We start from the raw sequence: 11777 nt of genomic DNA, 5'->3' as shown, positions 1-11777 counted from the left end.
CCGTTGGGGGCGCCGTTGGCTCTGCGGCCGACACTGTAGCCGCCGCGCCGGGCGCCGCGTAAGCGGGTCAATCGGCGGAGGACTAAGGCGGAAAAGCGCCAGGCCACGCATACCCCGTTCGGCCGGGAAAAGGCCGCAGGCCGATGGTCTTGCATGGCCTTGGGCGATGCCTACATCTTCGGCATCATCCTTGCGGATCGCACGGTTTCATGTGGATCGGAACGACCGGGCTGCCTTGCGGACGGTCGTCGGAGATAAGGGAGCACGCTCTATGGACTTCGAGAAATACACCGAGCGCAGCCGGGGCTTCGTCCAGGCCGCGCAGACCCTCGCCACGCGCCGGGGCCACCAGCGCCTGACGCCCGAACATTTGCTCAAGACCCTGCTCGACGACAAGGAGGGCTTGGCCGCCAACCTGATCCGCGCCGCCGGCGGGGATCCGGCGCTGGCGCTGTCCGCCGTGGACGCCGAGCTGGACAAGCAGCCCAAGGTCGAGGGCAGCGGGGCGGGGCAGCTCTACCTGTCGCCCGAACTCTCCCGCCTGTTCGGCGAGGCCGAGAAGATCGCGGAGAAGGCCGGCGACAGCTTCGTCACCGCCGAACGCATCCTGCTGGCGCTCGCCATGGCCGAGGGCACGCCGTCCGCCAAGCTGCTGAAGGCGGCGGGCGTCACCCCGCAGGGCCTCAACACCGCCATCAACGACGTCCGCAAGGGCCGCACCGCCGACAGCGCCAGCGCCGAGCAGGGCTACGACGCGCTCAAGAAATACGCGCGCGACCTGACCGCGTCGGCGCGCGAGGGCAAGCTCGATCCGGTGATCGGCCGCGACGAGGAGATCCGCCGCACCATCCAGGTTCTGGCGCGGCGCACCAAGAACAACCCCGTCCTGATCGGCGAGCCCGGCGTCGGCAAGACCGCCATCGTCGAGGGGCTGGCCCAGCGCATCGTCAAGGGCGACGTGCCGGAGGGCCTGAAGAACAAGCGGCTGATGTCGCTCGACCTCGGCGCGCTGGTCGCCGGCGCCAAGTTCCGCGGCGAGTTCGAGGAGCGGCTGAAGGCCGTGCTGTCGGAGATCCAGGCGGCGGCCGGCGAGATCGTCGTCTTCATCGACGAACTGCACACGCTGGTCGGCGCCGGCAAGGCGGACGGCGCGATGGACGCCTCGAACATGCTCAAGCCCGCTTTGGCGCGCGGCGAGCTGCACTGCGTCGGCGCCACCACGCTGGACGAGTTCCGCAAGCACATCGAGAAGGACGCGGCGCTGGCCCGGCGCTTCCAGCCGGTCTTCGTGCCCGAGCCGACGGTGGAGGACACCATCTCCATCCTGCGCGGCCTGAAGGAGCGCTACGAGGTCCACCACGGCGTGCGCATCACCGACAGCGCCATCGTGGCGGCGGCGACGCTGTCCAACCGCTACATCACCGACCGCTTCCTGCCCGACAAGGCCATCGACCTGATCGACGAGGCGGCCAGCCGCCTGCGCATGGCGGTGGACAGCAAGCCCGAGAGCATCGACGAGCTCGACCGCCGCATCATCCAGCTCAAGATCGAGCGCGAGGCGCTGAAACGCGAGTCCGATCAGGCCTCCCGCGACCGGCTGGTCAACCTGGAGCGCGAGCTGGCCGACCTGGAGCAGGAGTCGGCCGAACTCACCGCCAAATGGCAGGCGGAAAAGGACCAGCTCCAGGGCGCCCAGAAGATCAAGGAGGAGCTGGAGAAGGCCCGCACCGAGCTTGAGTCCGCGCAGCGCGAGGGCAACTGGGGCCGGGCGGGCGAGCTGGCCTACGGCGTCGTCCCCGGCCTGGAAAAGGCGCTGAAGGACGCCGAGGAGCACGCGGCCAACCGCATGCTGAACGAGGAGGTGCGCGACAGCGACATCGCCGGCGTGGTCAGCCGCTGGACCGGCGTGCCGGTCGATAAGATGCTGGCGGGCGAGCGCGAGAAGCTGCTGGCGATGGAGAACCGCCTGCGCGGCCGGGTGATCGGCCAGGACGAGGCCATCGTCGCGGTGTCCAACGCGGTGCGCCGGGCGCGCGCCGGGTTGCAGGATCCCAACCGTCCGATCGGCTCCTTCCTGTTCCTAGGGCCGACCGGCGTCGGCAAGACCGAGCTGACCAAGGCGCTGGCCGAGTTCCTGTTCGACGACGAGACCGCGATGGTCCGGCTCGACATGTCGGAATACATGGAGAAGCACTCCGTCGCCCGCATGATCGGCGCGCCTCCGGGCTATGTCGGCTACGAGGAGGGCGGGGCGCTGACCGAGGCGGTGCGCCGACGGCCCTATCAGGTCGTGCTGTTCGACGAGGTGGAGAAGGCCCACCCGGATGTCTTCAACGTGCTGCTCCAGGTGCTCGACGACGGGCGGCTGACCGACGGGCAGGGGCGGACGGTGGATTTCCGCAACGTGGTCATCATCATGACCTCGAATCTCGGCTCGGAGGCTCTGGCCCACCAGCCGGAAGGCGAGGACAGCGGCGCCGTCCGCGATCTGGTGATGGAGGCGGTCCGCGCCCATTTCCGGCCGGAGTTCCTGAACCGCCTGGACGAGATCCTGCTGTTCCACCGGCTCGACCGCCGGCACATGGGCGGCATCGTCACCATCCAGCTCGGGCGCCTGACGAAGATGCTCGCCGAGCGCGACATCACCCTGTCGCTCGACGAGGCGGCGACGCTTTGGCTGGCCGAGGCGGGTTACGATCCGGTCTACGGGGCGCGGCCGTTGAAGCGGGTGATCCAGCGCGCGCTGCAGAACCCGCTGGCGACGATGATTCTGGAAGGCCGAGTCAAGGACGGCCAGACGGTCCATGTCGGGGCGGAGAACGGCGCGCTGACCATCGATGGGGTTGCGGTAGGGTAAGGCGCGCGTTGCCCCCTCCCTGACCCTCCCCCGCCTTTGGCGGGAGAGGGAACTCCGCCGAACGCCGACAAGGGTCCGGCCCCCTCTCCCGCGAAGCGGGGGAGGGATGGGGAGGGGGCCAAGGAGGCTTCTTGCCCCCGGCCCAACACCGCCATCGACACGCCCCGCCGGGCGCGCTAGATCAACGGCATGACCGACACCACCCTCGCCGCCCGCGGCGTCGCGCTCGACTTGCTGCGCGACGTGCTGCGCAAGTCCGTTCCCTTCGACGACGCGTTCGACGCGCACCCCGACCTTGCGGGGCTGGAGCCGCGCGACCGCGGCTTCGTCCGCGTGCTGGTCGCCACGGTGCTGCGCCGGTTGGGCCAGATCGACGAGCTGATCCAGGCCTGCCTCGCCAAGCCGGGCCTGCCCAAGGCGGCGATCCACGACATGCTGCGGCTGGGCACGGCGCAGCTGGTCTTCCTCAACACCCCCGCCCACGCCGCCGTCGACACGGCGGTGGAACTGGCCGCCGCGCGAAACTGCGCGCCCTACAAGGGGCTGATCAACGCCGTGCTGCGCCGCGTCGGTCGGGAAGGCATCGCGCTGGCCGCCCAGCAGGACGCCGGCCGGCTGAACACCCCGGACTGGATGTGGCTGTCCTGGCGCACCGCCTACGGCACGGCCAAGGCGCGCGGGATCGTCGAGGCGCATCTGCACGAGGCCCCGCTCGACCTGACGGCCAAGGCCGACCCGTCCTCCTGGGCCGGGCGGCTCGACGCCACGGTGCTGCCGACCGGGACGTTGCGCCGGGCGTCCGGCGGGTCGGTCACCGAGCTGCCGGGCTTCGACGCCGGCGGCTGGTGGGTGCAGGATCTGGCGGCCTCGCTGCCGGCCAAGCTGTTCGGCGACCTGCGCGGCAAGCGCGTCTTCGACCTCTGCGCCGCCCCCGGCGGCAAGACCGCGCAGTTGGTGGCGCAGGGCGCCCGCGTCGTCGCGCTCGACCGCTCGGCCAAGCGGCTGGAGCGGGTGACCGAGAACCTCAAGCGCCTGGATCTCGAAGCCGAGCTGGTCGCCACCGACGCCGCCACCTGGGAGCCGGGCGAGCTGGCCGACGCGGTGCTGCTCGACGCGCCCTGCTCGGCGACCGGGGCGATCCGCCGCCACCCCGACATCCTGCGCGTCAAGACCCCCGACGACATCGCCAAACTGGCCAAGGCGCAGGGCCGCCTGCTGGCGCGCGCGCTCGATCTGGTGAGGCCTGGCGGCACGCTGATCTACTGCACCTGCTCGATCCAGCCCGAGGAGGGCGAGGCGCAGATCACCCGCCTGCTCGCCCGCGACAACCGGATGGAGCGATGGCCGGTGAAGCCCGCCGAGCTTGGCGGGTTGTCGGAACTGATCAACGAGAAGGGCGAGGTCCGCTCGCTGCCCGGCATGCTGTCCGAGCTGGGCGGCATCGACGGTTTCTTCGTGGCCCGGCTGCGCCGCCGTCCTTAACGGGACTCCACCGCCTTGCGGTAGAGCCGTCGAATTGATACGACACTGTCATGCTTTCGCCCGAGCCCGTCCACATCGCACATTTTCCGTCCGCCGGCTTCTTTTGCCGTTCGCGGGCCTGAGGGGGTTCGGGCGATGGGGGACGGCTTCGGACGGCTTCGCGGCGGGATGGCGCGGCTCGCCTATGGCAACCCGCTCTATTCGCTGATGCTGGGCGGCCGCTCGCCGGGGGCGCTGGCGGTGATCCCACCCGATCCCTGGCCGGGCGATTCCGGCGACGGCTCGGCCATTCTGGCCGGGGTGCTGCGCTTCGCTGGACAGACCATTCTCATCGACCCGGCGGGGGAGCCGAGCTGGCGGCCCCACGGCGCCGGCCCCGGCTGGCTGCGGGCGCTGCACGGCTTCGACTGGATGCGCGACCTGCGCGCGGTCGGCGGCGACATGGCGCGGCGGCGCTCGCGGGTGTTGGTCTGGTCCTGGCTGGACCACAACGGCGGCTGGAACGCGCAGAGCTGGTCGCCCGACGTGCTGGGCGCTCGGGTCGCCAACTGGATCGGGCTGCACGACTTCTACTGCGCCTCGGCCGACGACGAGTTCCGCGCGCGGGTGTTCGAGAGCCTCGCCCGGCAGGTCCGCCATCTGGCCCGCGTGCTGCCGGCCGCGCTCGACGGCGAGCGGCTGGTGGTGGCGCTCAAGGGGCTGGTCTACGGCGGCTTCTGCCTGCCCGACCACGAGAAGGCCGGCTACGAGGCCCTGCGCCTGCTCGACCGCGAACTGCCGCGCCAGATCCTGCCCGACGGCGGCCATGTGGAGCGCAACCCCTCGGTCCAGATGCGGGTGCTGCGCGACCTGATCGACATGCGCGCCGTGCTGCGCGTCGCCCGCGTCGAGGTGCCGGAATCGCTCCAGCACGCCATCGACCGCATGACCCCGACCCTGCGCTTCTTCCGCCACGCCGATGGCGGGCTCGCCCTGTTCAACGGCGGGCGCGAGGAGGACACGGCGCTGGTCGACACCGTGCTGGCCCAGGCCGACGCCCGCGGCCGCCCGCTGAAGAGCGCGCCGCACAGCGGCTTCGAGCGGCTGATCGCCGGGCGCACCCTGGCGCTGCTCGACACCGGCTCGCCGCCGCCCTCCGGGCTGGACCGCACCGCCCACGCCGGGACGCTGTCGATGGAGGTCTCGGTCGGCAAGGAGCGGCTGATCGTCAATTGCGGCAGCCACCCGTCGCAGCGCGGGCGCTGGCGCGCGGCGCTGGCCGGGTCGGCGGCGCATTCGACCGTGGTCATCGCCGACACCAATTCGGCCGAGGTGCTGGAGAACGGCGGTCTCGGCCGCCGCCCCTCGCATGTCGGCTGCGAGCGCCAGGAATCGGACGGCGCCGTGCTGGTCGTCGCCACCCACAACGGCTACAGCAAGGGCTTCGGCTTCCTGCACCGGCGCCGGGTCTATCTGGCCGACAACGGCGAGGATCTGCGCGGCGAGGACACGCTGGAGCCCGTGATCGGCGCCACCCCGACCGACCAGCCCTTCGCCATCCGCTTCCACCTGCACCCCAACGTCGAGCCCCTGCTGATCCAGGGCGGCGCCCAGGTGGAGCTGCGCCTGCCCAGCGGCAACGTCTGGCGCATGCGCGCGACCGGGGCGGTGCTGGAACTGGCCGAGAGCATCTACATGGGCAGCGGCGACGAACCGCGCCGCACCAGCCAGATCGTGATGCAGGGACAGAGCAGCCCCGAGGGAATCACGGTGAAATGGGCCTTGCGCCGCGAACGCAAGGCGGCGTAAATCCCGCCCATCCGCGGTGGCCAAGCTCTTTCCGTGTAGGAAGGGGCATGGGAACACGGATGAACACGGATTGGGCACGGATGAACACGGATTTTTCTATCTGTGTTTATCTGTGTTCGTCTGTGTCAGATCCTGCTGTGCAGAACGAGGATTCGACACGGATGAACACAGATAAACACGGATGAATTCAATATCCGTGTTCATCCGTGCCTTTCTTCATCCGTGTTCATCCGTGTCTTCCTGACCACGCGCGGCTTGCCGCAACGCCAGCGATCAGGATGACGCCATGAGCCCGCCGAAAGCCAACCACGCCCCCGCCCCCGACAAGGTCCGCATTTCCCGCGCGCTGATTTCCGTGTCCGACAAGACCGGCCTCGTCGCGCTGGGCCAGGCGCTGGCCGCCAAGGGCGTCGAGATCCTGTCCACCGGCGGCTCGGCGCAGCGTCTGGCCGAGGCCGGCGTGCCGGTCAAGGAGGTCTCCGAGCACACCGGCTTCCCGGAGATCATGGACGGCCGCGTCAAGACGCTGCACCCGCGCATCCACGGCGGCATCCTGGCCCGCCGCGACATCCACGCCGACGCGATGGCGCAGCACGACATCCCCGGCATCGACCTCGTGGTCGTCAACCTCTACCCGTTCGAGGCGACGGTCGCCAAGGGTGCCGCCTACGACGACTGCGTCGAGAACATCGACATCGGCGGGCCGGCGATGATCCGCGCCGCCGCCAAGAACCATGATTTCGTCGCCATCGTCACCGAGCCGTCCGACTACGAGGCGGTGATGGACGAGCTGGCGACCAACGACGGCTGCGTCACGCTGGCCCTGCGCCGCCGCCTCGCCCAACGCGCCTACGCCCGCACCGCCGCCTACGACGCCGCGATCTCGACCTGGCTGGCCGGTCAGTTGGACGAGACCTTCCCGCCGCGCGTCACCCTGTCGGGCTCGCTGGCGCAGACGCTGCGCTATGGCGAGAACCCGCACCAGCAGGCCGCCTTCTACGTCACCGGCGAGCAGCGCCCCGGCGTGGCGACCGCCATCCAGCTCCAGGGCAAGGAGTTGTCCTACAACAACCTGAACGACACCGACGCCGCCTTCGAGCTGGTCGCCGAGTTCGAGCAACCCGCCGTCGCCATCATCAAGCACGCCAACCCTTGCGGCGTGGCGCAAGGGGCGAACCTGCTCGACGCCTACCGCTCGGCCCTGCTGTGCGATCCGGTCAGCGCGTTCGGCGGCATCATCGCGGTGAACCGGTCGCTCGACGCCGCGACCGCCGAGGAGATCGCCAAGCTGTTCGCCGAGGTGGTGATCGCCCCGGACGCCGACGACGCGGCCCGCGCCCTGCTGGCGACCAAGAAGAACCTGCGCGTCCTGCTGACCAAGGACGTGCCGAACCCGGCCGACGCCGGCATGACGATCAAGCAGCTTGCCGGCGGCTTCCTGCTGCAGAACCGCGACGCCGGCCGCGTCAACCCGGCCGAGCTGAAGGTCGTCACCAAGCGCGCGCCGATCGAGCAGGAGCTGGCCGACCTGCTCTTCGCCTTCCGCGTCGCCAAGCACGTCAAGTCGAACGCCATCGTCTACGCCAAGAACGGCGCCACGGTCGGCGTCGGCGCCGGCCAGATGAGCCGCGTCGACAGCGCCCGCATCGCCGCGATCAAGTCGGCCGAGGCCGCCAAGGCCGCCGGCCTGGCGGAGCCGCTGACCAAGGGCTCGGTGGTCGCCTCGGACGCCTTCTTCCCCTTCGCCGACGGTCTGTTGGCGGCGGCGGAGGCCGGCGTGACGGCGGTGATCCAGCCGGGCGGCTCGATCCGCGACGCCGACGTCATCGCGGCGGCGGACGAGAAGGGTCTGGCGATGGTGCTGACCGGGATGCGCCACTTCCGGCACTGAGTTGGATGGAGGCCGGTTTCTTGAAAAGGGGACCGGCCCTCCGTTACGGCTTCCGGACCGGACGGTTCCAGGGCGGAGACGGCGACGCGCCGGGCGCCGCCTTGGGCAGGGCCGACAGCGGCAGGCGCCCGGTCGCCACCATCGCCAGCAGCAGGGCGGGGTGCGCGGCCGTCCCGGCGGTGCCGGTGTCCTCGGTGGATGCGATGTCGGCTTCGTCGCTCAACGCCTCGTTGATGCGGGCGAAGGCCTCGATGTCCTTGATGTGCAGCATGGCTGGTTCCTCGGCCTCGACATTTGTGCGTCGCAGCAATCGCGACGTTAACAGCGTCGAACCGGAAAAGCTCTCAGGATGCGGCGTTCCGACGCGGCATGGCTGGTTCGCGCACGGTCAGCATAAGCCCGAACCCGACCACGAAGAAAGCCAGAACCGTCGCCATGCCGGCCCGCTGGCTGGCGAAGGCCTCGGTCGCCAGCCCGAACAGCAGCGGCCCGAAGAAGCCGACGAAGCGACCGGTCAGCCCGTACAGCCCGAACATCTCGGTGGTCATGCCCGGCGGGGCGAGCCGCGCCATCATCGACCGCCCCGCCGCCTGCGCCGGTCCGAAGAAGGCGCCCAAGCCCAGCGCCAGGATCCAGAACCACGCCTTGTCGGTCGCCAGCAGCAGCGGCACGCCGAAGGCGGTCATCCCGGCCAGCGCCAGCAGGATCACCGTCTTGGCCCCCGCCCGGTCGTCCATCCAGGCGAAGCCGACGGCGCCGGTCCCCGCCACCACGTTCAGCGCGATGGCGAAGAGGACGATCTCCTCGAAGCTCATGCCGAAGCTGCCGGCGGCGAAGAGGCCGCCGAAGGCCGTGATGGTGTTGATCCCGTCGCGGTAGAAGGCGCTGGCGATCAGGAAGCGGAAGGCTTGGCCGTAGCGCGGCGCCTCGCGCAGGGTGCGGCCGAGCATGCCGATCCCCTCGCGCACCGCTTGCCCCAGCGGGCGCCCGCTCGACGGCTCGTCCGGCACCCACAGGAAATAGGGCAGGGCGAACAGCCCGTACCAGACCGCGACCAGCAGCGCCGTGGCGCGGATGTTGGCTTGCGGCCCCCAGTCGCTCCAGGCGAGCCCGAACAGGCCGAACAGCGGGGCCTCGGCCTTCACGAAGCCGAACAGCGCCACCACCAGACAGGCCAGCCCGCCGAAATACCCGACGCCCCAGCCCCAGCCGGAGACGCGGCCCAGCAGGCGCGGCGGCACCAGACCGGGCAGGGTGGCGTTGTAGAAGACGTTCGCCAGTTCGAAGGCGACTGTCGCGACGACGACGCAGACCAGCGCGAAGAGGGCGAAGGACGGATCCGGCTCCACCCACCACAGCGCGGCGCTGCCCAGCACGGTGAGGCCGGTGAAGAACCCCATCCATGGCTTGCGCCGCCCGCTGCGGTCGGCGATGGCGCCCAGCACCGGGCTGAGCAGGGCGATGGCGACCCCGGCGACGGTCATCGCCGCGCTCCAGCGCGCGGTTCCCGCCACCGGGTCGCCGATCACGCCGTTGGCGAAATAGACCGCGAAGACGAAGGTCGTGATGATGGTGTTGTAGGCGGAGTTCGCCCAGTCGTAGAGGCACCAGGAGGCGATGGCGCGCCGGTCGATGGGCGGTTCCGCCGTCCGCACGCCGCGTCCCGCCACCGGCGCGCTCACCCGCCGATCCCGAAGGAAATCTGGTTGTTGTCGTAACGCGCCACGACGCGCAGCGTGTCCCCCGGCAGCACCTGGATCGGCGCGTCGAGGAAGGTCATCGCCTGCTTCCAATGGTTGGTGCGCGACCGGCTTTCCGACTTGTAGACGACCTCCTCGTCCATGAAGAGGTCGAACCAGAAGGCGACGCCGTGGCAGGTGCCCCCCTTGGTCACCGTCACCGCGATCTCGCGCTCGCCGTCCTCGGGCATGTTGCGGGTGAAGTCGAAGTCCAGCGCGGTGAAGCTGTCGGACAGCGCGGTGTGGGCGTCGGCGCCGAGGTCGAGCTGCTGGTAGCCGGGGGAGCGGAAAACGTCGAAGGTCGACATGTCGAAGCCGTCGATCCGCTTGACCGGGTTGATGCGGGCCAGTTCCGGCGTCTCGATCAGCATGGCGTAGACGGTGGAGGCGCGCGGGATGATGGCGCCGCCCGGCTTCACCAGATGGGTGCGGGCGTGCTGCAGCACCGACAGCATGCGCGGCGCCAGCATGCCGATGTTGATCAGCTCCGACACGAAGACGTCGGCCTTCTCGGGGAGATCGCCGCCCGCGCCGACGGTCAGCTGGGTGGACAGGCGCGGCACCACGGTGACGCGGTCGGCGTAACCGTTGTTGGCGACGGTCTCCTTGGCGACGCGGGCCAGGATCGGGTTGACCTCGCAGGTCACGACCTGTTTCGCCCCGGCGCGCGCCGCCATCATGGCGACGATTCCCGACCCGGTGCCGATCTCCAGCACCAGCGAGTCCGGCTTGACCGCGCGCTCCAGCGATTGCTTGTAGGCCTCGTTGCGCTCGAAGTCGTTGATCATCGGCAGGTGCCAGCCGGGCACCGCGTTGGAGTAGATCAGTCGGCGGGTGAACTGGACCAGCGGGTGGTCGGGGGCCTGCTCGCGCGCCGCCTCGATCGCCTCGATGGCGTCGGACGCGCGGTCGAGGCTTTGCAGCACATGGGCCAACCCGACCTGCGCCGGGACGAAGCGCGGCGCCGCCGCCAGCACGACGCGAAAGGCGTCCTCCGCCTCCTTCAGCCGGCCGCGGGTGGACAGCAGTTCGGCGAGGTTGTAATGGGCCTCCAGATAGTCCGGCGCGAGGTCCAGCGCCTTGCGCAGATGCGCCTCCGCCGCTTCCAGCTCGCCCAGTTCGCGCAGGGTGGTCGCCAGGAAGTGATGCATCTCCGGCGCCTCGGGGCGCAAATCCAGCGCGGCCCGGAAGGACTCCGCCGCCTCCTCCAGCCGTCCCAGCGCCTTCAGCGCGTTGCCGAGGTTGCCGTGAAGCTCCGGGTATTTGGCGTTGACCGACAGTCCGGCGCGGAACGATTCCTCCGCCTCCGCCGCGCGGCCGAGCTGGAAGAGCAGGCTGCCCCGGCTGTTGTGGAAGGAGGCGTCGCTGCCACCCTCGGCGATGGCCTGGGCGAACAGCGACAGCGCGTCGTCGGGGTGGCCGGTGTGCGCGGCGATCAGCCCCAGCAGATGCAGCGCTTGCGCGTGGTGCGGGTCGGCGGCGAGCAGCGCCCGGCACATCGCCTCGGCGCCCGGCAGGTCGTTGGCCCGGAACAGGCGGGCCGCGTCGAGCAGGGTGGGGGCGGGCGTGTCGGTCATCGCGGCGGCTCCGAATCGGCTGGAACACGAAAAGATGCCGCACCATACCGGAATTGCGCGGCCGCTACAGCCTTTCGCGGGGTTTTGGCGCAGAGGGGCGGATCAAGGCGACGAAGCGTCGGCGGTTGACTTGGGAAGCGTCCGTCACCATCATTGGGCGTAGCGGGTGGGAGTGTCAGCTCCCGCCCGCCGACCCGATCCTAATGACGGAACTCAAGCAACCGCTTGATGATCTCCAGGATCAGGAGAGTGAGGAACTTCGTCATCCTCAACACCTCCTTGAAGCGGCGGGGGTGGTGGCCGATCCGCCACCCCGTCCGCACCCACCGCTGCACACCATGACGGTTGAACAACCAAAGCAAGACGCATTCTTTCGGATGCAATTTCCGGCCGTCGCCGCCGTTCACGCTCCGCGCTTGACCGGAAGCTGAAGCGCGGAGAAT

8 protein-coding genes are annotated in these 11777 nt (G+C 70.1%); 5 read left to right on the top strand and 3 right to left on the bottom strand.

What is annotated here, in order from left to right:
• Positions 1–271: 271 nt before the first annotated feature.
• From clpB to purH, 4 genes are all read left to right on the top strand, one after another.
• The gene (gene clpB / locus EJ913_RS24840; RefSeq protein WP_127002985.1) at positions 272–2857 is read left to right on the top strand and encodes an ATP-dependent chaperone ClpB; all 2586 of its coding nucleotides are present in this window, start codon (positions 272–274) and stop codon (positions 2855–2857) included.
• 189 nt (positions 2858–3046) lie between these two features.
• The gene (locus EJ913_RS24835) at positions 3047–4339 is read left to right on the top strand and encodes an RsmB/NOP family class I SAM-dependent RNA methyltransferase (protein WP_127002983.1); all 1293 of its coding nucleotides are present in this window, start codon (positions 3047–3049) and stop codon (positions 4337–4339) included.
• Between the two features lie 135 nt (positions 4340–4474).
• Positions 4475–6127, top strand: a complete 1653-nt coding sequence (locus tag EJ913_RS24830; protein ID WP_127002981.1) for a heparinase II/III family protein — start codon at positions 4475–4477, stop codon at positions 6125–6127.
• A gap of 286 nt (positions 6128–6413) precedes the next feature.
• A complete protein-coding gene (purH, locus tag EJ913_RS24825; protein ID WP_127002979.1) occupies positions 6414–8018 on the top strand; it encodes a bifunctional phosphoribosylaminoimidazolecarboxamide formyltransferase/IMP cyclohydrolase in 1605 nt (534 codons plus the stop codon).
• A 43-nt stretch (positions 8019–8061) separates the two neighbouring features.
• Here purH and EJ913_RS24820 read toward each other — a convergent pair whose 3' ends face one another.
• The 3 genes from EJ913_RS24820 to EJ913_RS24810 all read right to left on the bottom strand — a co-directional run bounded on the left by EJ913_RS24820 (position 8062) and on the right by EJ913_RS24810 (position 11334).
• Entirely contained in the window at positions 8062–8289 is a 228-nt protein-coding gene (locus EJ913_RS24820; RefSeq protein ID WP_127002977.1) for a hypothetical protein, read from the bottom strand.
• A gap of 73 nt (positions 8290–8362) precedes the next feature.
• Entirely contained in the window at positions 8363–9700 is a 1338-nt protein-coding gene (locus EJ913_RS24815; RefSeq protein WP_244939483.1) for an MFS transporter, read from the bottom strand.
• Positions 9697–11334, bottom strand: coding sequence for a tetratricopeptide repeat protein (locus EJ913_RS24810; protein ID WP_127002975.1), 1638 nt, complete (start codon positions 11332–11334; stop codon positions 9697–9699). The genes EJ913_RS24815 and EJ913_RS24810 overlap by 4 nt, the downstream gene beginning before the upstream one ends.
• 203 nt (positions 11335–11537) lie before the next feature.
• On the opposite strand from EJ913_RS24810, the gene EJ913_RS24805 reads away from it, so the two are divergent.
• Positions 11538–11765 carry a hypothetical protein gene (locus tag EJ913_RS24805; RefSeq protein WP_127002973.1) on the top strand — a complete coding sequence of 76 codons (228 nt, stop codon included), beginning with the start codon at positions 11538–11540 and terminating at the stop codon, positions 11763–11765.
• The last annotated feature ends 12 nt before the right edge of the window (positions 11766–11777 follow it).

The sequence above is a fragment of the Azospirillum doebereinerae genome (genome assembly GCF_003989665.1).
Lineage (GTDB): Bacteria > Pseudomonadota > Alphaproteobacteria > Azospirillales > Azospirillaceae > Azospirillum > Azospirillum doebereinerae.
The sequence above is the reverse complement of the archived record's forward strand: the minus strand, read 5'-3'. Positions and strand labels throughout refer to the sequence as shown.

What these genes read in the sequence shown, in the direction of transcription:
- EJ913_RS24820 (WP_127002977.1), bottom strand. Translation starts at nt 8,289, where the DNA reads ATGCTGCACATCAAGGACATCGAGGCCTTCGCCCGCATCAACGAGGCG.
- EJ913_RS24830 (WP_127002981.1), top strand. Translation starts at nt 4,475, where the DNA reads ATGGGGGACGGCTTCGGACGGCTTCGCGGCGGGATGGCGCGGCTCGCC.
- EJ913_RS24805 (WP_127002973.1), top strand. Translation starts at nt 11,538, where the DNA reads ATGACGGAACTCAAGCAACCGCTTGATGATCTCCAGGATCAGGAGAGT.
- purH (WP_127002979.1), top strand. Translation starts at nt 6,414, where the DNA reads ATGAGCCCGCCGAAAGCCAACCACGCCCCCGCCCCCGACAAGGTCCGC.
- clpB (WP_127002985.1), top strand. Translation starts at nt 272, where the DNA reads ATGGACTTCGAGAAATACACCGAGCGCAGCCGGGGCTTCGTCCAGGCC.
- EJ913_RS24835 (WP_127002983.1), top strand. Translation starts at nt 3,047, where the DNA reads ATGACCGACACCACCCTCGCCGCCCGCGGCGTCGCGCTCGACTTGCTG.
- EJ913_RS24810 (WP_127002975.1), bottom strand. Translation starts at nt 11,334, where the DNA reads ATGACCGACACGCCCGCCCCCACCCTGCTCGACGCGGCCCGCCTGTTC.